This is a genomic window from Macrococcus bovicus (assembly GCF_030376725.1).
GTDB classification, from domain to species: domain Bacteria; phylum Bacillota; class Bacilli; order Staphylococcales; family Staphylococcaceae; genus Macrococcus; species Macrococcus bovicus.
The window spans coordinates 899,677-921,728 of sequence record NZ_CP128470.1 but is presented as its reverse complement, the minus strand read 5'-3'; the positions used below and the strand labels follow the sequence as shown (position 1 = coordinate 921,728).

Below are 22,052 nucleotides of genomic sequence, written 5' to 3'. Positions count from 1 at the left end.
ACTTTGATACTAAACTTCATTCTAACATATCTACTCCTCTATTTAACCACAAAAAAAGAGCCGATGTCTCACAATAAGTGAAACATCGGCAACTCGTGATTAAACAGCCATAATGTCCTTTTCTTTAGCTGCTGTTAAATCATCAATTTTTTTGATGTGGTCATTCGTCAAGTCCTGAACATCTTCAGTGTAGCTGCGAAGATCATCTTCAGTCAGTTCACCAGATTTTTCAGCTTTTTTCAGGTCATCGTTGGCATCGCGGCGAATATTGCGGATAGCCACTTTTGCATTTTCAGCTTCTTTCTTCGCTTCTTTCACAAACTCTTTACGACGTTCTTCTGTCAGTGCCGGCACCGTAATACGGATAACCGTACCGTCTGACGTCGGATTGACACCCAGATTAGCCATATTGATTGCCTTCAGGATGTCATCAATAGAAGATTTATCATAAGGTGTCACAACAAGCATTCTTGCTTCAGGCACTGAAATACCTGCAAGCTGCTGGACAGGAGTGTCTGCACCGTAGTAGTTAACAGACACACGGTCAAGTAAGTTCGCGCTGGCATGGCCTGCACGGATCCCTGCAAACTCACGTGTCAGGCTGTCAATGCTCTTCTGCATTTTGTCTTTTGTTTCGTTGATGATCTCTTTCGTCATAAGAAATAACTCCTCACTTATTTAGTAATCGTTGTACCGATTTCTTCTCCCATGATGGCCCGTTTAATATTGCCATCCTCCATAATTGAGAATACCACGAGCGGGATGTCGTTGTCCATACAGAACGAGCTTGCTGTAGAATCCATGACCTGCAGACCTTCCTGCAGCATCTGGATATAGGTCAGCTTATCGTATTTTTTCGCTGTCGGATCCAGTTTTGGATCTGCTGAGTAGACACCGTCCACGTTGTTTTTACCCATCAGAATGACATCAGCTTCCATTTCTGCTGCGCGAAGAGCGGCAGTAGTATCAGTTGAGAAGTAAGGATTTCCGATGCCAGCCGCAAAAATAACGACACGTCCTTTTTCCAGGTGACGGATGGCACGACGTCTGATATAAGGTTCCGCTACTTGCTGCATAGCAATTGAAGTGAGGACACGCGTGTCACAGTCAAGCTGCTCCAGACTATCCTGCAGTGCGAGCGAATTCATCACTGTCGCCAGCATCCCCATGTAGTCGGCAGTCCCGCGGTCCATACCGAGGTCACTACCCGTCTTGCCTCGCCAGATGTTACCGCCACCCACAATAACAGCGACTTCACAATCCATCGATGCCACTTCAGCGACTTGCTTCGCAATATTTTTGATGATGACAGGGTTGATACCGAATCCCGTCTCTCCTGCTAATGCTTCACCACTTAATTTCAGTACGACTCGTTTATATTTAGATGTATCCATTGTTACTCCGCCCTTTCGCTCGTTTATTTTTATCTCTTCTTTCTTGAAAGAAGCGCACAAACTATATGTATTATATCAGTTAATGACTGATCTGTTAATGCTTGAAAAAAGACACGAATCATCTTAATGAATCATCGTGTCTATCTTCTATTATTTATTGATTTGACCCATTACTTCATCAGCGAAGTTATCTTGACGTTTCTCGATACCTTCACCCACTTCATAACGAACGAATGATTTTAAAGAGCCACCTTTTGATTTAAGGAACTCAGCAACAGTCTGGTCAGGGTTCTTGACGAACGGCTGATCCACTGCACAGATCTCCTCAAGGTATTTACGAAGACGACCTTCAACCATTTTCTCAACGATATTTTCTGGTTTACCTTCGTTTAAAGCCTGCTGCTTTAAGATTTCTTTTTCGTGCTCAAGTTCTTCTGGTGAAACTTGCTCACGAGAAACGAATTTAGGGTTAAGGGCTGCGATATGCATTGCCACGTCTTTCGCTGCTTCAGCATCAGTTGAGTTTTCCACTACAGCAAGCACGCCGATACGGCCGCCCATGTGTAAGTACTCACCGAAAGTATCCGCATCTGTTTTAGTCGCTAAGACGAAACGACGAAGCGTTAATTTCTCACCGATTGTAGAGATTGCTTCATTCATTTTATTTTCAACTGTGTTACCATCTGACATTTCTGAAGCCATTAACGCTTCAACGTCTGCTGGTTTAGCCGTTAAGATGTGATCTGCCATTTCTTTTACTAATGTTTGGAAACCTTCATTACGTGCAACGAAGTCAGTCTCAGAGTTCAATTCTAAAAGAACTGCGTCGTTACCTTTAGAAGCGACATAAGTTGTCCCTTCAGCTGCGATACGATCCGCTTTTTTAGCTGCTTTAGCAATCCCTTTTTCACGTAAGTAGTCTACTGCTGCATCAATGTCACCGTTTGTTTCAGTCAATGCTTTTTTGCAGTCCATCATACCTGCGCCGGTTCTTTCACGTAGTTGTTTTACTAATTGTGCTGTAATTGCCATGAATAATTCCTCCAGATAAAAGTAATGTTCTTCACTCATTCATCATACTAAATTGTCAGCCAAAAGGCGAAATATTTACATGATTTCTTTAAAAAAGGTGATAAGTAAACTTATCACCTTTGTTTATTATGCTTCAGTCGTTTCTTCAGATGTCGCCGGCGCTTCTGCTTCAGTTAAATCGATGTTCTGCTCAGCTGCAACTTCCTCATCTGATACGCCTTGTTTCGCTTCAAGGATCGCATCTGCCATTTTACCTGTTAAAAGTTTAACGGCACGGATCGCATCGTCGTTTGCAGGGATAACGTAATCGATTTCGTCTGGGTCACAGTTTGTATCAACGATACCGACGATTGGAATGTGTAATTTCTTCGCTTCAGCAATTGCGTTACGCTCTTTACGAGGGTCTACAACGAAGATCGCTGATGGCATTGATTTCATGTCGCGGATACCGCCTAAGAATTTGATCAGACGATCGTATTCTTTTTTAAGTTCTACAACTTCTTTTTTAGGAAGAACATCGAATGTACCGTCTTCTTCCATTTTTTCGATTTCAGCAATACGTTTTACACGTTTGTTGATCGTTTTGTAGTTTGTTAAAGTCCCACCTAACCAACGTTGGTTGATGTAGAACTGACCTGCACGCTCAGCTTCTTCTTTGATCGCTTCTTGTGCTTGTTTTTTAGTACCTACGAATAATACAGTACCGCCTTCTTCAGCAACAGATTTCATGAAGTTGTATGCTTCTTCAACTTTCTTCACTGTTTTTTGAAGGTCGATGATGTAGATACCGTTTCTTTCTGTGAAGATGTATTTCTTCATTTTTGGGTTCCAGCGACGAGTTTGGTGTCCGAAATGTACACCAGCTTCTAACAATTGTTTCATTGAGATAACTGCCATTTTATTTTCCTCCTATTGGTTTATTCCGCCACTAAAGGCAATTTCAGAACAGCTTGATGCTGCACCACTGAAATACTTAGCTCTAGTGTGTGAATTAGCTTTTTCAAAAGCCGTCTATTAATATAGCATATTGCACAGAAAAAAACAACCATATTACTGGCTGTTTTCGAGTTCTTTCAGAAACTGCTCTTTCTTGATTTTGATGAACGTGCCTTTCATCCCGAGTGAACGGGATTCGATGACACCGGCACTTTCAAGTTTACGCAGGGCATTGACGATTACGGAACGGGTGATCCCGACTCTATCCGCGACTTTTGATGCGACTAATAGACCTTCGTTCGCATTCAGTTCTTCAAAGATATGCTCAATCGCTTCTTTTTCTGAATAGGAAAGCGAATTGATGGCCATTGTGATAGCCGCTTTGTCACGTGCCTTCTGTTCGATTTCTGTATGTTTCTCACGCAGAATTTCCATGCCGACCACCGTCGCTGCATATTCCCCTAAGACGAGATCATTCTCGACAAAGTCCTTGTCTACGCGACCGAGGACAAGGGTACCCAGCCGAGTGCCGCCCCCTTTAATCGGAATGATGGTCGTCATGCTCTCCTTGAAGAGTTCTTCATTTTCCGGCGGGAAGACCGTCAGTTTATTCGTGAGCGGGATATTGGATTCCGTCTCATCCACTTTGAGTAGATAGTCGGTATATTCTTTTGGAATCTGACGTTCCTCAAGCATTCTGATGATACGCTCATTTTTCAGCAGCTCATTGACACCGAAGCCAAGGATTCTGCCCCGACGCGAGATGATAAACACATTCGACTGCATCACGCTGCCCAGATGGTCAGCCATTTCCTTGAAATCGACTGCTAATCCTTCGTGTTCCTGTAATAATTTATTGATATCGCGTGTTTTCTTTAATAAAGACATTTTATGCTCTCCTTTAGAGTATAAATTCGCTGAGATTTTTATTTTTGGCAATCGAACCCAGTTTCGAATCCACATACTGCTTCGTTATTTCAACATGGGCATTCGGCATGTCCGGTGCTTCGAATGATAAGTCCTCAAGCATTTTTTCCATGATGGTGTGCAATCTTCTCGCACCTATGTTATCAGTCTCCTGGTTCACTTCAAATGCAATCTCCGCAAGACGTGTAATCGCCTCATCCGTAAACGATATCGTTACATCTTCAGTGGCAAGAAGACTTTCGTACTGACGTAAGAGCGACAGTTTAGGTTCTCTAAGAATCTTTTCAAAGTCTTCCACTGATAATTTGTTCAGTTCGACTCTGATCGGGAAACGGCCCTGCAGTTCCGGAATCAGGTCGCTTGGTTTTGACACATGGAAAGCACCCGCACCGATGAAGAGGATATGCTCTGTATTGACCGCACCATATTTCGTCTGCACGACACTGCCCTCTACAATCGGCAGGATGTCCCGCTGCACACCTTGACGTGAAATATCCTGGCCTCTTTCAGAACTGCCGGCGATCTTGTCAATCTCATCAATAAAGACGATACCGAGCTGTTCTGTCAGCTGTACAGCTTCCTGATTGACTGACTCCTGGTCGATCAGCTTGCCCGCTTCTTCATCAATCAGAATAGGGCGTGCCTTCGCGACGGTAAGTGTGCGTTCCACTTTCTTCTTCGGCATCATCTGACTGAGCATGTCCTGCATCGGATTACCGGGCATCTCCATACCGAAAGGCAGATTCTGTTCCTGTTCGACCTTGATCTTGATGACTTCATCTTCAAGTTCCCCGGCTAACAGACGCCGTCTGATATCCTGGCGCTTCGTCGAAACTTCAGGTGTTACCTCTTCTTCTTCAGGCAGATCCATCATCGGCATATGACCACCGAACAGCGCCTCAAAAGGATTCGAACCATTCTGTTTCTTCTTCTTGATAGCGGGCACCAGTAACTGAACCAGCCGTTCATCAGCTTGCTTAGATGCTTCAGCGAGCACTTCTTTCTTTTTCTCCTCTTTGACGAGACGAATGCCGTTTTCCACTAAATCTCTGATCATGCTTTCAACGTCACGGCCGACGTATCCCACTTCGGTGTACTTCGTCGCCTCAACTTTGACGAAAGGTGCACCGACCAGGCGGGCAATACGCCGAGCAATCTCAGTTTTACCGACACCGGTCGGTCCTATCATCAGTATGTTTTTCGGAATGATCTCCTGCTGCAGCTGATCGTCCAGCTGAGAGCGACGATAACGGTTCCGCAGGCTGATAGCTACTTTCCGCTTCGCCTCTTCCTGGCCCACTATATGCGCATTCAGTTCAGCCACGATTTCCTTAGGTGTCAATTTCAGTTTTTGATTCATGGTCTCCCCCTAAAGTTCCTCAAGAATAATATTATGATTGGTAAATACACAAATATCAGCCGCCGTCTCAAGACTGGCCTGTGCGATGGCACGGGCAGACAGATGCGGCGCATGTTTTTTCAGTGCGCGGCCGGCACTCAGTGCATAATTGCCGCCTGAACCGATAGCAATGATATCATCATCAGGCTGAATGACTTCACCGGTCCCGCTGACCAGGAGCAGCTCCTTCTCGTCCATCACGATAAGCATGGCCTCAAGCTGGCGCAGCATCTTGTCACCACGCCATTCTTTTGCCAGTTCGACAGCAGCACGTGATAAGTTGCCGTTATATTCATAAAGTTTAGCTTCAAATTTCTCAAATAAAGTGAAAGCATCTGCCACACTGCCGGCGAAGCCCGCCACAACTTTATCGTCATATAATCGGCGGACCTTTTTAGCGGTCGCTTTCATGATGACCTGTTCACCGAGTGTGACCTGACCATCACCTGCCATCGCAGTGTGGCCATCGTGTCTGATTGCAAATATCGTAGTCAATTCGTTTCTCTCCTTTAGGCACGGGGATGTGCACTTAAATAGGTTTGTCTCAGATGTTCTTTCGTGACATGGGTATAGCGGCCTGTCGTTGATAAATTGACATGACCGAGTAAATCCTGCACTGTTCTGAGGTCGGCGCCTTCATTCAGCAGATGCGTCGCAAACGTATGGCGGAGCATATGCGGATGGATATGTGACACCTGGCCGGTGCGCTTGATGATGTCAGTCAGAATGTAGCGGACCCCGCGAACTGTCAGTATGCCGCCTTGCTGATTGATCAGCAGTCCGTCATGGTCCTTGGCGTATTGACGTCTAAGTGGCAGGTAATCCCTCAGACTTTCAAGCGCAAACTGACCGAAAGGTACAATGCGCTCTTTATTCCCTTTACCCAGTACTTTCAGCACCATCATCTCTTCATCAATATCCGTCAGCTTCAGACTGACCAGTTCAGATACGCGCAGTCCGGTCGCATACAGCAGCTCAAGAATCAGGCGGTCTCTTTTATGAAACGGCTTGCCTTGATCGACTTCAGCAAACAAGCGCGCCATCTCCTCTTCGTAGAAAAACTGAGGCAGGTATTTATCCTGTTTCGGATGAATCAGACTGTCAAAAGGATTCGTCTCTTCCTGGTCCAGTCTGAGAAAGCGATAAAACGTCTTCAGACTGGAAATCTTCCTGGAAACAGTTGAACGGGTCAGCTGCTGATTATATAAATGTACCAGATACCCTCTTGCATCACGATACTGAAAGGTATCTATTTGCAGATGCTGTGCTTTAAGATACTGTTCAAACTGCAGCACATCCTGTATATATGCCGTCTGTGTATGAGGCGAGAATCCTTTTTCATAAAGCAGATAACGGCTGAAATCTTCGATAGCCTTGTCCATTATAGCACCTCATTTATCCGAATTGTATCACAATTCAGAAATTATAATCAATTTATAGCTTTATAATGTGACTTTAAATTGATCGAGGCTGTCAAGTGCTTTATGCGCCAGTGTCTCGTAGCGTTCTTTCTTATCTTTGATACGCTTGTCAAGACTTGGCAAGAGACCGAAGTTCGCATTCATCGGCTGGAAGTTCTTGGCGTTCGTATGGGTGATGTAATGGGCCATGGCACCGATCATCGTCGACTGCGGGAAGACAACAGGCTTTAGACCCGCCGCTATCTTCGCAGCGTTGATGCCGGCAATCAGGCCGCTTGCAGCACTCTCGACGTAGCCTTCTACACCCGTCATCTGACCTGCCAGGAATAAATCGTCTTTTCCTTTGAACTGATAAGTCGGCTCAAGATTAGTCGGTGAATTGATGAAGGTGTTACGGTGCATCACACCGTAGCGGACAATCTCCACATTCTCAAGACCTGGGATCAACTGCAGAATCTCTTTTTGCGCCCCCCATTTAAGATGCGTCTGGAAACCGACAATATTGTATAAAGTGCCAGCTGCATCATCTTGACGGAGCTGTACGACAGCAAAAGGACGCTTGCCTGTTTTCGGGTCTTCCAGGCCGACCGGCTTCATCGGTCCGAACAATAATGTTTTACGTCCGCGTTTCGCCATTTCTTCAAACGGCATGCAGCCTTCGAAATAAATCTCTTTCTCAAATTCCTTAAGCGGTACGACTTCTGCATCAAGAATAGCTTGATAGAAGCGGTCGAATTCCTCTTCTGTCATCGGACAGTTGAGGTAAGCGGCTTCTCCTTTATCATAACGGGATTTCAGATAGACTTTAGTCATGTCAATAGAATCTTTCTCGATAATCGGCGCTGCTGCATCATAAAAATAGAGATGATCCTGACCCGTCAGCGCCTGAATGCTTTTAGAGAGCGTTTCAGTCGTCAGAGGACCCGTGGCCACGATAGTAGGTCCTTCAGGAATCGAATGGATTTCCTCATTATATACGGTAATGTTCGGATGATTTTTCAGTGTCTCTGTGATATAGCCGCTGAACTCATGACGGTCTACAGCTAAAGCGCCCCCTGCAGGAACACTGGCTGCGTCTGCTGCTTTCATGATAAGCGAGTTCAGTCTGCGCATCTCTTCCTTCAGGACACCGACACCATTTGTCAGTGCGTTTCCTCTCAATGAATTTGAGCAGACGAGCTCGGCAAATTTATCGGTATGGTGAGCAGGTGTCTGTTTCACCGGCCGCATTTCATATAGATTTACTTTCACATCACGTTCTGCAAGCTGATAAGCCGCTTCTGAGCCGGCAAGTCCAGCCCCGATTACATTTACTGTTGTCATTATTACTCCTCCTTAATCCTTAATGATTGTAATATATTCTGATAATTAAATAAACTAAAAGAACGATGTGCTGATGCACATCGTCGGATTATTGCGGTTTTTCTTCATATTCACAGTTCGTACAGACCACCTGAATGTTCTTGCCTTTTTTGCGTTCAACAAGCTGCGCTTCACATTTCGGGCATTTTCTCGGAACCGGCTTATCCCATGAGATATACTCACATTCAGGATAGTTGGTACAGCCGTAGAAAATCCGGTTCTTCTTGGATTTACGTTCGACAACCTCACCACTCTCACATTGCGGGCAAGGAACGCCGATTGTCTTGACGATGGCTTTCGTATTGCGGCAGTCCGGGAAATTAGAGCAGGCCATGAATTTGCCGTAGCGTCCCATCTTGATCACCATCGGAGAGCCACATTTCTCACAGTCTTCACCTGCAGGCTCATCCTTGATCTCAATCTTCTCCATCTCTGCTTCTGCGCGTTCTAAATCTATCTTAAAATTGTCATAGAAAGTAGAAATGACTTTCTTCCATTCCACTTCACCGTTCGCAACGCGGTCCAGCAGGGATTCCATGTTAGCGGTGAAATCAACTTCAACAATCTCCGGAAAGTATTCTTTGACACTGTCATTGACAATGATCCCGAGTTCAGTCGGATAGAACTTCTTCTGGTCCACTTTCACATAGTTACGTTTCTGGATTGTATCAAGTGTCGGCGCATAGGTCGATGGGCGGCCGATACCTTTCTCTTCCAGTGTCTTGACAAGACGCGCTTCAGTATAGCGCGGCGGCGGCTGAGTAAAGTGCTGGTTCTCAGCGATAGCTGTCGCCTGCACACTGTCACCGACCACAAGTTCCGGCAGACGGTTCTCTCCTTCTTCTTCCACATCGTCCTGACCTTCAATATAGACGCTCATAAATCCTTTGAATTTAATCGTCTGGCCATTGGCACGGAACTTGATAGCACCTTGTGTTAAATCAACGGCTACCGTATCGATGACAGCAGGTGCCATCTGGCTCGCCATAAAACGTTCCCAGATCAGTTTATACAGCCGGAGCTGATCACGTGATAAATAATCTTTCATCGCATTCGGCGTCCGCAGGGCAGAAGTCGGGCGGATCGCTTCATGCGCATCCTGTGCACCTTCCTTCAGTTTTCCTGCTTTACGCTGTGCCAGATAGTTGTCACCATACTGCTCTTTAATGTAACCGGCTGCTTCACTTTTTGCTGTCTCAGAAATACGTGTGGAGTCTGTTCTCATATAAGTGATCAAACCGACTGTCCCTTGTTTCTTAAGATCGATCCCTTCATACAGCTGTTGAGCAAGCATCATTGTCTTACGCGCTTTAAAGTTCAGTTTTCTTGCCGCTTCCTGCTGAAGAGAGGATGTTGTAAATGGATGAGCCGGATAACGTAATTTTTCTTTCTTAGCTACGTCTGTGACATCAAACTGGTCGCCTGAGAGCTGACTGACAATCGCTTTGACGTCTTGACTGGTCTTCAGTTTCTTCGGCTTGCCATTCTCATGCAGGAATTTCGCTTTGAACGTGATGCCTTTATGTTTGAATGTGCCATCAATGGTCCAGTATTCTTCAGGCTTGAACGCATTGATCTCTTCCTCACGGTCTATAATCAGCTTGAGCGCTACAGACTGCACGCGTCCCGCCGACAGACCTTTTTTGACTTTCTTCCATAATACAGGTGAGATGTTATAGCCGACAAGACGATCGAGTGCCCGACGTGCCTGCTGTGCATCCACAAGTTCATGTTTGATTTCTCGCGGAGATTTAAAACTCTCCTTCACGGCGTCCTTCGTTATCTCGTTGAAGACCACACGTGATTTTGCCTTCTGATCGATATCCAGTATATGTGCCAAATGCCAGGCAATCGCTTCACCTTCACGGTCCGGGTCACTTGCGAGATAGACATGTTTCGCTTTTTTCGCATGTTTCTTCAAGTCCTGCACGACAGGACCTTTACCGCGGATTGTGATATATCGAGGTTCAAAATTGTTATCAACATCAATGCCCATCTGACTACGTGGTAAATCTCTGACGTGGCCCATAGAAGCAATGACTTTAAATTTTTTTCCTAAATACTTTTCAATGGTTTTTGCTTTTGCAGGCGATTCAACAATGACAAGATTCTCTGCCAATTGTATCTCCCCTTCTTAACTCGTTTTCAAGTGTAAATGATAACGGTCAAGGATAGTACTGTCAATTATTAAATTTTCAGACGATAAAATCTTCAAGTATATCACGTGCTTCAAGACACATCTTGGCCCCTTCACAGATTCTCAGATTGCTGCCTTCTGAATACGGACTTGTGACCGGTCCCGGTATACAGTAGACATTCCGGTTCTGATCCAGCGCCTGATCAAGTGTGATGAGACTACCTGAGCGTTTTTTACTTTCAATGACCAATACCCCGTCAGCAAGCCCGCTGATCAGCCGGTTGCGTTCTGGAAACTGCCAGGTCTTCGGTCCCGCAAAAGGCGGATACTCACTGACGACCAGCTGATGCTCTTCCATATGCCGTCTGAGCAGGGCAGTTTCGCTCGGATAATGATGCAGATGACCGAATCCGAGGACACCGATTGTCCGGCCGCCATGTTCCAGAGCTGAAAGATGGGCGTCAGCGTCAGTCCCCTTTGCCAGGCCGCTGACAATGGTCAGGGGCTTTAGTTCCGGCATCATACGCTTAAGGACCTGCTTGGTATAATCTGTCCGTTCACGCCCGCCGACAATAGCAAGGGCCTGCTGCTGGGCAAGTTTAATATCGCCTCTGTAAAAAAGAACAAAAGGAAAGTCGTAGATCTCTTTCAGTAGAGCGGGATAATCAGGCTCATTATAGAACACAGTCTGAATACGATCACGACTCAGCTTCTGTCTGATCTGCCCGCTATCAAGCGTCCGCAGAGCACGCAGCTTGCTTGACAGGCGCTCATCCTTCCCTTCTCTCAGCAGCATCTCGTATTTCTCAGAAACGAAGTCAAAACAACCGAACTGGCGATAATACTGGTGGAGCTGCTTCGTGGTAAAACCGGCATAGATTAATTTCAGTATCAGATCATTCATCTCTTCACCTCCTCTTCATCTTAGGACTTCTTCTTAAAGATTCAGTGTCAGAGACATGTATGTTCTATATGGATTATGTAAAATTTCACGAGAAAAAAGCATCGATTGCAGATCGAAATAACAGAAAAAGGCAGACTTCAGTCTGCCTCTCAATGCATTATTTTACTGTCAGACATTTCTCGTACAGGCCGTCTTCTTCTTTAATCCGTTCCACTAAAGTAGAACCGATATCTGAAGGTGTAGCCGCTGTTTTAATGCCTGCTGCGTTCATCGCTTTGATTTTTTCAGCCGCTGTCCCTTTACCGCCTGAAATGATCGCGCCGGCGTGACCCATACGTTTACCTGGAGGTGCTGTCTGACCACCGATGAAGCCGACAACCGGCTTCGTCATGTTCGCTTTGACCCATTCAGCTGCTTCTTCCTCAGCCGTTCCACCGATCTCACCGATCATGACCACTGCATATGTTTCTGGATCATTGTTGAACGCTTCCAGAACATCGATGAAGTTGGTACCGTTAACAGGGTCGCCGCCGATACCGACAGCTGTTGTCTGACCGATACCGAGCTGTGTCAGCTGATGAACTGCTTCGTAAGTAAGAGTCCCAGAACGTGATACGACGCCGACATGCCCTTTTTTGTGGATGTAGCCCGGCATAATACCGATCTTACATTCATCAGCTGTGATCACACCTGGACAGTTCGGACCGACGAGACGTGTTTTCTTGCCCTTCATATAACGCTTGACTTTGACCATGTCAAGAACCGGAATATGTTCAGTGATACAGATAGCCAGCTCAAGTTCTGCATCGACACATTCTACAATCGCATCGGCTGCAAATGGTGCCGGCACATAGATAACAGAAACTGTAGCGCCTGTTGCTTTCACCGCTTCTTCTACTGTATTGAAGACCGGTACGCCTTCAACTTCCATGCCGCCTTTACCAGGTGTGACGCCGGCTACAATCTGTGTCCCATATTCAATCATTTGTTTAGTATGGAAAAGAGCTGTTGCTCCTGTAATCCCTTGTACTAATACTTTCGTATTTTTATCAATAAATACTCCCACGAATTTCTCCCCGCTTCCTATTTAGCTTGTTTAACTAATTCAACGATTTTCTGTGCCCCTTCTGCCATTGTGCCGGCAGGTGTGATCGCAAGTCCAGAGTTCTCCAGAATTTCTTTACCCTGGTCAACATTGGTCCCTTCTAAGCGCACGACAAGAGGAATCGTCAGTTCAAGTTCTTTAGCTGCCGCAACGACACCTTCAGCGATAACATCACATTTCATGATACCACCGAAGATATTGACAAAAATACCTTCTACTTTGTCATCACCTAAGATGATCTTGAATGCTTCTGTTACCTTCTCCTTCGTTGCACCGCCCCCTACATCAAGGAAGTTCGCCGGATTGCCGCCGAAATGGTTGATGGTGTCCATCGTTGCCATCGCAAGTCCCGCACCATTGACCATACAGCCGATGTTGCCATCCAGTGCGATATAGGCCAGATCATATTTAGACGCTTCGATCTCTTTTGGATCCTCTTCTTCCAGGTCGCGGAGTTCGACGATATCTTTATGGCGGAACAGAGCGTTAGAGTCGAAGTTGATCTTAGCATCGAGCGCAAGCACATCACCGGAACCTGTTGTGACGAGCGGATTGATTTCGATGATTGACGCATCTTTCTGAATGAAGACATCATAGAGTCCCATCATGATCTTCACTGCTTTATTGACAGATTCTTTAGGGATATTAATGTTAAAAGCTAAACGACGTGCCTGAAACGGCATTAAACCGGTAACAGGATCGATGACTTCCTTGAAGATTTTCTCAGGATTTGACTCAGCTACTTCTTCGATTTCCGTGCCGCCTTCTTCTGAACCCATCAATACAACAGAGTCAGTCGCGCGGTCTAAGACGAAACCGAGGTAATATTCTTTCTGGATATCGCAGCCTTCTTCAATCAGTAAACGTTTAACTTCTTTACCTTCAGGACCTGTCTGGTGAGTGACCAGTACTTTCCCTAACAGTTCTTCAGCATAATCTTTCACTTCATCCAAGCTTTTCGCAATTTTAACGCCACCCGCTTTACCGCGGCCCCCTGCGTGGATTTGAGCTTTAACGACGTAAACGCCCTCTTTTAATCCTTTTGCTACTTCAACTGCTTCGTCAGGTGTATAAGCAACTGAACCGTTCGGTACAGCTACACCCATTGAGCGAAAAATTTCTTTCCCTTGATACTCATGGATATTCATCTTCCATCCTCCTAAATACGGGTTAAATTCAGCTTACGGTTCAATTATAGGAAATGTAAGCGTTATTGTAAACGATAATTGTCAGTCGGTGCTGATAATCGACTTGATCGGTTCGAATGTCCGCCGGTGGATCGGTGTGATGCCGCGCTCCTGAATACCCGCTAAATGCCTCGCTGTTCCGTAACCTGCATTCTGACTGAAATCATAGCCCGGGTATAGTTTGTCGTATTCTGCCATCAGCCGGTCACGATACTCTTTCGCCAGTATACTGGCCGCACTGATCGAGACACTGCGCATATCCCCTTTAATGATCGCTTCTTCAATCAAGCCGGTGTTCAGCGTCATGGCATCTATCAGCAGGACAGTCGGTTTAACCTCGAGGCTTTCAACAGCTCGCCGCATCGCAAGCTTAGAGGCCTCGTATATATTGATGGCGTCAATCTCTTCAACCGTCGCTATCCCTATCGCATAGTCGCGCACCTGGCTGAGAAGACGGGCCTCAATACTTCGCCTTTTCTTTGCAGACAGTTTCTTCGAATCGGTCATCCCCGGATAGAAATGATTCTCTTCCAGTATCACTGCACATGCCACAACAGGACCGGCCAGCGGTCCACGGCCCACTTCATCTATACCGCAGATGATTTCACCTGGATAGCGGTTTTCAAACTCCATCGCCTGCCTATAATTTTTTCTGACCTGCTCTGCCTGCTCCAGCTGTTTCAGCCTCTGGGCCACCAGCTTTCTGGCGCCGGCACGCGTATCCTGGCCGAAATCATTGTGTATCTCTGCAGCTGTATGGTAGCTCTGCAGTGCTGTCTTCAGTTCACTCAGCTTCATCTGAATGTCCTAAGTCCTCTACTCGGTCAAAAGTGTAACGCCCGACCTTCGCATTACGAATATCGCGGACCACAAGCTCGATGACAGACTCGTAGTCAATTTCGTTCCCCTTGTTCTTCATGCCCCGGCTTCTGCCGATCTGATCGAAGATTTCCAGATATGGATCATTTTCTTCTATAGTAATATGGTAGTGGTGATTAAGCGTCTCCAGGTCGTGTGACTGCATGTATTCGAGGCCATAGATCGCGACTTCATCAAGATGGACGATACTATCTTTAATCGCGCCTGTCAGACTGAGTTTTTTACCGACTATCTGGTCTTCGAATTTCGGCCACAGAATACCCGGCGTGTCCAGCAGTTCGAGTGTTTTACCGACCTTGATCCATTGCTGCTTCTTGGTGACACCCGGCATATTGCCGGTCTTTGCCAGTGATTTTTTGGCGAGACGGTTGATAAGCGTGGATTTCCCTACATTCGGGATACCGACAATCATGGCACGGATGGCACGTGGACGTAGTCCTTTAGCCGCCAGTCTGTCAAACTTCTCTTTCGTCACCGCTTCTGCCGCCTTTATGACCATATTCAAGTTCTTGCCGTTCTTCGCATCCAGGGCGACAGGATAGACCCCCTGTGCTTCAAAATGTTTCATCCATTTCGCAGTTTCTCTCGGATCTGCCATATCCATTTTGTTCAGCAGGACTACGCGCGGTTTATCCTTGATGATTTCACTGATCATCGGGTTGCTGGAAGCGTACGGAATGCGGGCATCCAGCAGTTCAAAGACACAGTCCACCATCTTCAGCTGTTCCGTTACTTCACGTCGTGCTTTGGCCATATGGCCGGGAAACCATTGTATTGTCAATGTCATTACCTTCTTTCATGAGTCTTTAAGTTAATTCATGTTATGATATAGTCTGATATTAATAATCAGCATTAACAAAGGAGTCATCATGAAATTATCATTAATCATCCCTATCTATAATGAAGAAAAAAATATCAGTCGACTTCATCATTCTATCACACAAACCATGACAGCAAATGAATATAATTATGAGCTGATTATGATCAACGACGGTTCAAGCGACCGTTCGATTGAAATGATTGAAGCCCTCAGTCAGCAGGACGCTCATATCAAATATGTCTCATTCTCACGCAACTTCGGCAAGGAGTCTGCGATGCTGGCCGGTTTAAAATGTTCGACCGGAGACGCTGCCATCATACTGGATGCTGACCTCCAGCATCCACCGGAACTGATTCCGCAGTTTGTCGCCGCCTACCAGGAAGGATACGATCAGGTGGTCGCACGGCGTGACCGGGACGGTGAACATATCCTGCGAAAGATTCCGAGTCAGCTGTTCTATAAACTGATCAACTTCAATGTTGATGTTGATCTCGTGGACGGTGAAGGGGACTTCAGACTGATCTCCCGGGTCGTCATTGACTCTATTCTGTCACTTGATGAGTACAACCGCTTCTCAAAAGGCATATTTGAGTGGGTCGGTTTCAGCAAGAAAACCATTCCTTTTAAAAATGTCAGACGGGAAGCAGGTCAGTCCTCTTTCAATTTCCTGTCCCTTCTGGATTACGCGATAGACGGCGTGCTCAGCTATAACAACAAACCACTCAGAGTGTGCTTTTATTTCGGCTCAGTAACCTTGATCATCTGTCTGCTTTATATTCTGACTACGCTGATCCAGATTATCTTCACTGGCATAGATGAACCGGGCTACTTCACCATCATTTCAGCCATCCTCTTTCTAGGGGGTGTCCAGCTGTTCAGTCTGGGTGTCATCGGTGAATATATCGGCCGTATTTATTCAGAGAGCAAAAGACGGCCTCATTTTATTGTTGAGCGCACGAACGCTGAGGAGTTGAAACATGACTAGACTATTCAGCTCTGCATTCATTCGTTTTGTAGCTGTCGGTGTCATCAATACCGTCAATTATTATGTGATGTACTTACTGCTGCTCCATATCGCACCTTATATGGTCAGTCACATCACCGCGTTTCTCTGGTCGTTTATTTGTTCCTACTACTTGAACTGTTATATCGTCTATCATGTCAGACCGAAATGGTCGACCTTCCTGAAGTTCCCGCTGACGCAGGTCATCAATATGGGATTACAGACGTTGCTGCTCATGCTTTTCGTTAAGATGGGACTCGATGAACGACTCGCACCGTTCCCGGCGCTCATCATCACAGTACCCGTCACTTATGTGATCGCAAAATATATTTTCGTTGAGGGTAATCATGAAAAATAAAAAGTATCTATTCCCTTTTCTTTTTCTGCTGCTCGCAGTTTTCGGACACAGTTTCTATATCTACCGGTTCCTGAAGGACGGTACCATCTTCACGGGGCCTAACGACGGGCTAGAGCAGATGCTGCCTTTCCAGCTGTTTCTCTATGATAAATGGTCGCATGGTCAGTTTTTCTATGATATGGATTTCGGTCTCGGCGGCGACTATTATACTGATCTTGCCTACTATTATTCGACTTCTGTTGTCTTTTATGTGAATATGGTCGCCGTCTGGTGGCTGAACCTGTTCTTTCATTTTAAGACGGAGAGCATTCAGTTCTGGGCGGTCAATGCATTCTATATTTCCATCTTCAAGTCTGCTGTTGCCATGTACTTCACCTATCTTTATTTCACCTATCTGAAGGTGGACCGTATAAGTGCGCTGCTCGGTGCTTTTCTCTTTCTGACGTCAGCGATTTATTTCCGCTTTACGCTTTACTGGTCATTCTTTTCAGATGTCTTTATTTTTCTGCCGCTGCTTCTGCTCGGCATAGAGAAGTATATTCAGGACAAGAAAAAGAGCTGGTTCATCACTGCTGTCGCCTTGTCTCTTATCAATAATTTCTATTTCGCCTATTATCAGATGCTTTTCGGGGTGATCTACTTTATCATCCGCATGATTTTCCGCTCTGAAAGAGACCGTGCCACGCGACTCGACCAGTGGAAAGCCTTCCTGACGATGACTTTACTGGGAACGGGCATCTCGATGTTCAGCTTTTTCTACGGGGTCAAAGGCTTTCTGCAGAATGACCGCGCACCGTATACAGACCCGATGACACTCTTCAATACATTCGATCAGCACGCTAATATCTTCTATGATAATTATTTGGTCATCGTGCTCTACATTACCTTGCAGGCACTCTTCACTTTTAAGTTCTACCGCTCTTATTTCTATCGTTTCTTTGCGCTGATGACCATCGCCCTGATTTATTTGAGTTTCATGCCCTTTATCGATTCCGTCTTCAACGGTTTCTCAGCACCACAGAAGCGGTGGCACTATTTACTGACCTTCTTCTCCAGCGGGCTGATCGCCATGTATATCGCCCGGTTCCGTCATATTTCGGTCCAGAATTATCTCTATTCACTGCTGCCCGGCTTCATCATTGTGGGTCTGAGCTACATTTATATCGACAAGAAAGTGGAATGGGTCTGGTATCTGCCGGGCATCGCGTTGATCGGCCTATGCATCCTGCTGGTTAAAAATAAACGTGCCCAGCAAGTGCTTTATGTCGCACAGATCGCTGCCCTGATGCTCTTCAACTGGCATGTCGTGAAAGAACATAACGTGTATGACAACTATAATCCGGGCATCGACAGCAGGGCGAAGATGTCTTACATTGAATCGAGCGTCTACAACTCGGGACTGCAGCAGGAGATCATCAATGACTTAAAGGCCAGACTGAAGCCAGGCGAACGTATCGACTGGCGAGTGCTTGAACAGGATAATACCCCGCTCTATCAGCGTTTCCCGGGGGTCAGTCTATATTCCAGCATCTTTGACGGTTCACTGATAGACTTCTATTACCATCAGCTGAAAATCAACCTGAAGGAAGAATCTATCAGCCGCTACTCCACTTTCCAGTCACGCAGCAATCTGGAGTCGCTCTTTAATGTGCGCTATCTCGTCAGAAAAGATTACCAGACCGATATCCCTGAGAACTTCAAGCTGATCGAGACAAAAGGCAAGTATAATATTTATGAGAACATCCTGCCGCTGCCTGTCGCTAAAGTAACCGATACTCTCTTTGACGCTGATACTTTAAAGACACCGATCGACCGTGAACATGCGATGCTAAAAGGTGTGGTACTCAACGGAGAATCCACCGCTTCGATATCACCAGCAGAAAATCTGCTCAGCTCAAGTACTATTCAGGCATCAGGTGCTACGTGGCAGACGTACAATCAAACATTGAGCGTCAATCCGCCGAACGGGGGTGTGATCATCACACTGCCGAAGGACGCACTGAAAAAGTATAAGGATTTCTATGTGGAACTTCATGCCGAACTGACTTCTGCTGAAAGCAATATCCAGATCAATGTCAACGGCTATGCGAATAACCGTCTCTTCAAATCCAGTAAATACCGCACCCATCAGGACGATCTGCTGTACCGGGTCAAGCCGAAGAACGGCAAGATTTTAATCGGGATGACGCAAGGGACCTACCGCTTTAACATCCAGGGAATCTACGGTGAAGACTATCAGGCTCTTGAAAAGGCTGAGCGGACGAATGAAATCGCGTTCACTGAAGACGGTCATCATATGCAGGCTGTCCTCAAAGAGCATCGTGCAGGCTACCTCGTCACACCGATTATTTACCGTGACGGTCTGACCGCTCGCATTGATGGCAAGAAGGCACCTGTTGAACGCGGCAATTATCTGCAGGCAGTCGTCAAAGTGCCCGCTGATGCTCGAGTGGTCGAGTTCAAATATATCCCGCCTTATTTCTATCTGACTGTCCTTATTTCCATGCTGTCACTCATCGCTGCCCTGTTTTATCTAAAACCGGTACAAAGGAAGCGTAAACCATGAAATTCAAAACGTTAGTCACTTGTCTCATCCTGTCGCTTCTGGCTCATAGTGTCATCATTTACAGATTTGTCACTGAGGGTATCCTGTTCTCAGGTAAAGGCGACAGTATCGCGCAGATGATTCCTTTTCAGCTCTATTTATACGAACAGTTCTCAAAGTTTAATTTTTTCTATGATATGGGCTTCGGCATAGGCGGCGATTTCTTCCGCAGTCTTGCCTATTATTATTCGACTTCACCGATCGCCTATCTCAATTTCGGAGCCGTCTATCTGCTGGATCTCTTTCTGCCGCTGAACACCGGCAGCCCTGACTTCTGGTTTGTCAATCAGATCATCGTCTCCATCGTTAAGCTGACAGCGATTCTCTATGTCACTTACCGCCTTTTTAAGTATCTCGGTATCAATCAATATGCGAGCATGGCCAGTGCATTTCTCTACGGCTATTCGACCGTCTATTTCTTCTTCACTTTTACCTGGAGTTTCTTCAGCGATGTGATGTTCTATCTGCCGCTGACGATACTCGGTATGGAACGGTACTTTGCCGAGCGTAAAATCGGCCTCTATCTTTTAGGGATCGCACTGACGCTCCATTCCAATTTTTATTTCAGTTACTATCAGTTTATCTTTGTGCTCTTTTATTTCATCTACCGGACACTCTACAGGAAGGCGAGCGATAGCGTATCGAGACGGACGAAGCTCATCACGATTGTTATCTCGTCACTTATCGCGCTCATGATAAGTGCTGTCGGCTTCTCAACTGGCGTCACGAGCTATCTGCTGAATGACCGGACACTCCCGCCGATCAAGCTGAAGCCATTCATTGATTTTATCAGCCATTATAACCTCTTCTATGACGGCTACTATATCGTTATACCATTTGTTGCGGTGATGGCACTTTTTACGTTCAAGCTATACAGAAACTATACCTTCAGACTGTTCGCCGTCATTACCTGGCTCTTCATGGCGGGTTCATTGTCCCCCTTATTTGATAGTTTCTTCAACGGCTTTTCAATTGACCAGAGACGCTGGGTCTATATGCTCGCATTCTCTGCGGCCGGTCTGATCGCGGTCTACCTGCATCATCTGAAGAACCTGACCTTGAAGGATATCATCATTTCCTTGCTACCTGTCTCAATCATCTATAGCCTGTCGGTTATCGGCAGTGGCAAATCGCTCACCTGGCTGATCTTCATTCCGGTTGTAGCTGTTATCATCATGCTTTATGTATACAGACCACAAGTGATCACTTTTCAGTTCCTCACTGTGACGGTTGTCATCATGAATCTCTATTTTGTTTATGACTACATCCGTGAACAGATGGATACACTCCATCCTTTTTATGAACATGACCTGGCATTTGTCCAGTCGGATAAATATAACAGTGAGACGCAGCGGTCAATCATCAAGAATATTACAACAGAATCACCTGCAGCCCGGATTGACTGGCAGACTTCGGCCACACATAACACACCGCTTTATCAGCATTTCAACGGCATCAAGCTTTACTCAAGTATCTTTGACAAAGATATCTATCAGTTCTATGATAAGGAACTGAATATCACGATGGACACAGACAGCAACAGCATCTACTACCGGCTGGGTGAACGGGCGAATCTCTATAGTCTCTTTAATGTCAACCATTCCATCCGGACCGATAATATCGCGACACTGCCCTATGGTTTTGAACTGACCGATCAGAGACAGGGCAAGGAGAAACGCTACTCTGTCTACCGCAATACCCATGAACTGCCGCTGGTCAGAGTCACGGATAAAGTGTTCAATCCACAAGAGCTGAAAACACCGATTGACCGCGAGCACGCGATGCTTGAGGGTGTTGTGCTGGACAGTCCGTCCAACTCAAAAGTGACGCCAGCTGAAAATCTCCTGTCTCAGACTACGATGTCACTGAATAATGCGACATATGACGGTCAACAGCTCATCGTCAGTCAGGATCAAGGCGGCATCACCTATCGTCTCCCTAAACGTCTGGCTGACCGCTATAAAGATTTATATGTGGACTTAAGTATCGAGCTGAAAACGCCGAGCCGCTATCATTACGTCTGGATTAATGAGATCTATCAGTCCCGGAAACCGCTCGATGATGACTACCGCCGTTTCAATCCGACTATCACGTTGCGGATCAAAGCGAGTGATTTGATTCAGCTGAAGCTTATGTCGGGTACTTATACGTATCACATCAACGGCATCTACGGTGAAGATTATACGACACTGGAATCAGCTACACAGCAGCAGAAGCATCAGCTGACTCAGGCAGGTGGTAAACTCGTCGCGACACTGAGTCCGCATGATACAGGTTACGCTGTAATCCCGACGCCTTATTTAAACGGGATGTCTGCTAAAGTGGACGGCAAGAAAGCTGAAGTTTCTGAAGGCAACTACTTAATGACCGCTGTCAAAGTAGACAAAAATGCCAGAAAAATAGAACTCACTTACACACCGCCCTACTTCCATCTGATGCAGCTCATCAGCCTTATCGGTTTAGCCACCGCTATCTGGTATATACAAAAAGTGAGCCGCGGAAAACGCAGTACCGTCACTAATCAAGAAGAAATCGACACCATTGCTCCGCTTGCTGAATAGAAAAATCCCGTTATATCTCAAA

General features: G+C 46.0%; 19 protein-coding genes. 4 read left to right on the top strand and 15 right to left on the bottom strand.

Annotated features, from left to right (window positions below; all coding sequences use genetic code 11):
- Window positions 1–99: 99 nt before the first annotated feature.
- The 15 genes from frr to ylqF all read right to left on the bottom strand — a co-directional run bounded on the left by frr (window position 100) and on the right by ylqF (window position 15,464).
- A complete protein-coding gene (gene frr, locus QSV55_RS05080; protein ID WP_133451920.1) occupies window positions 100–657 on the bottom strand; it encodes a ribosome recycling factor in 558 nt (185 codons plus the stop codon).
- Window positions 658–674: 17 nt separating this feature from the next.
- Window positions 675–1,394: a UMP kinase gene (pyrH, locus tag QSV55_RS05075; RefSeq protein ID WP_133451921.1), complete on the bottom strand. Its 720-nt coding sequence runs from the start codon at window positions 1,392–1,394 to the stop codon at window positions 675–677.
- A gap of 150 nt (window positions 1,395–1,544) precedes the next feature.
- A complete protein-coding gene (tsf, locus tag QSV55_RS05070) occupies window positions 1,545–2,426 on the bottom strand; it encodes a translation elongation factor Ts (protein ID WP_133451922.1) in 882 nt (293 codons plus the stop codon).
- A gap of 126 nt (window positions 2,427–2,552) precedes the next feature.
- Entirely contained in the window at window positions 2,553–3,323 is a 771-nt protein-coding gene (gene rpsB / locus QSV55_RS05065) for a 30S ribosomal protein S2 (RefSeq protein ID WP_133451923.1), read from the bottom strand.
- Window positions 3,324–3,476: 153 nt separating this feature from the next.
- The gene (gene codY / locus QSV55_RS05060; protein WP_133451924.1) at window positions 3,477–4,250 is read right to left on the bottom strand and encodes a GTP-sensing pleiotropic transcriptional regulator CodY; all 774 of its coding nucleotides are present in this window, start codon (window positions 4,248–4,250) and stop codon (window positions 3,477–3,479) included.
- Window positions 4,251–4,263: 13 nt separating this feature from the next.
- Window positions 4,264–5,649, bottom strand: a complete 1,386-nt coding sequence (gene hslU / locus QSV55_RS05055) for an ATP-dependent protease ATPase subunit HslU (protein WP_289650946.1) — start codon at window positions 5,647–5,649, stop codon at window positions 4,264–4,266.
- A gap of 9 nt (window positions 5,650–5,658) precedes the next feature.
- Complete coding sequence (gene hslV / locus QSV55_RS05050; protein WP_289650945.1) at window positions 5,659–6,183, bottom strand: HslVU peptidase proteolytic subunit; 525 nt, start codon at window positions 6,181–6,183, stop codon at window positions 5,659–5,661.
- Window positions 6,184–6,197: 14 nt separating this feature from the next.
- Window positions 6,198–7,070 carry a site-specific tyrosine recombinase/integron integrase gene (gene xerA, locus QSV55_RS05045; RefSeq protein WP_289650944.1) on the bottom strand — a complete coding sequence of 291 codons (873 nt, stop codon included), beginning with the start codon at window positions 7,068–7,070 and terminating at the stop codon, window positions 6,198–6,200.
- 60 nt (window positions 7,071–7,130) lie between these two features.
- Window positions 7,131–8,435, bottom strand: a complete 1,305-nt coding sequence (trmFO, locus tag QSV55_RS05040; protein WP_289651052.1) for an FADH(2)-oxidizing methylenetetrahydrofolate--tRNA-(uracil(54)-C(5))-methyltransferase TrmFO — start codon at window positions 8,433–8,435, stop codon at window positions 7,131–7,133.
- Window positions 8,436–8,520: 85 nt separating this feature from the next.
- Window positions 8,521–10,590 (bottom strand): type I DNA topoisomerase, encoded by a 2,070-nt coding sequence (gene topA, locus QSV55_RS05035; RefSeq protein ID WP_289650943.1) that lies wholly within the window; start codon window positions 10,588–10,590, stop codon window positions 8,521–8,523.
- A gap of 76 nt (window positions 10,591–10,666) precedes the next feature.
- Complete coding sequence (gene dprA, locus QSV55_RS05030; protein ID WP_289650942.1) at window positions 10,667–11,512, bottom strand: DNA-processing protein DprA; 846 nt, start codon at window positions 11,510–11,512, stop codon at window positions 10,667–10,669.
- 157 nt (window positions 11,513–11,669) lie between these two features.
- Window positions 11,670–12,578, bottom strand: coding sequence for a succinate--CoA ligase subunit alpha (gene sucD, locus QSV55_RS05025; protein WP_133451931.1), 909 nt, complete (start codon window positions 12,576–12,578; stop codon window positions 11,670–11,672).
- A 17-nt stretch (window positions 12,579–12,595) separates the two neighbouring features.
- The gene (gene sucC / locus QSV55_RS05020) at window positions 12,596–13,765 is read right to left on the bottom strand and encodes an ADP-forming succinate--CoA ligase subunit beta (protein WP_289650941.1); all 1,170 of its coding nucleotides are present in this window, start codon (window positions 13,763–13,765) and stop codon (window positions 12,596–12,598) included.
- Window positions 13,766–13,846: 81 nt separating this feature from the next.
- Window positions 13,847–14,608 (bottom strand): ribonuclease HII, encoded by a 762-nt coding sequence (locus QSV55_RS05015; RefSeq protein WP_434784212.1) that lies wholly within the window; start codon window positions 14,606–14,608, stop codon window positions 13,847–13,849.
- Window positions 14,589–15,464 (bottom strand): ribosome biogenesis GTPase YlqF, encoded by an 876-nt coding sequence (gene ylqF / locus QSV55_RS05010; RefSeq protein ID WP_289650939.1) that lies wholly within the window; start codon window positions 15,462–15,464, stop codon window positions 14,589–14,591. The genes QSV55_RS05015 and ylqF overlap by 20 nt, the downstream gene beginning before the upstream one ends.
- Before the next feature lie 88 nt (window positions 15,465–15,552).
- Between ylqF and QSV55_RS05005 the strand changes: the two genes are divergently transcribed.
- The 4 genes from QSV55_RS05005 to QSV55_RS04990 are packed head-to-tail and all read left to right on the top strand — an operon-like array spanning window position 15,553 to window position 22,030.
- Window positions 15,553–16,488, top strand: a complete 936-nt coding sequence (locus QSV55_RS05005) for a glycosyltransferase family 2 protein (RefSeq protein WP_289650938.1) — start codon at window positions 15,553–15,555, stop codon at window positions 16,486–16,488.
- Window positions 16,481–16,864 (top strand): GtrA family protein, encoded by a 384-nt coding sequence (locus QSV55_RS05000; protein ID WP_289650937.1) that lies wholly within the window; start codon window positions 16,481–16,483, stop codon window positions 16,862–16,864. Before QSV55_RS05005 ends, QSV55_RS05000 begins: the two co-directional genes overlap by 8 nt.
- Entirely contained in the window at window positions 16,854–19,430 is a 2,577-nt protein-coding gene (locus QSV55_RS04995; RefSeq protein WP_289650936.1) for a YfhO family protein, read from the top strand. The genes QSV55_RS05000 and QSV55_RS04995 overlap by 11 nt, the downstream gene beginning before the upstream one ends.
- Window positions 19,427–22,030 (top strand): YfhO family protein, encoded by a 2,604-nt coding sequence (locus tag QSV55_RS04990; RefSeq protein WP_289650935.1) that lies wholly within the window; start codon window positions 19,427–19,429, stop codon window positions 22,028–22,030. The genes QSV55_RS04995 and QSV55_RS04990 overlap by 4 nt, the downstream gene beginning before the upstream one ends.
- The last annotated feature ends 22 nt before the right edge of the window (window positions 22,031–22,052 follow it).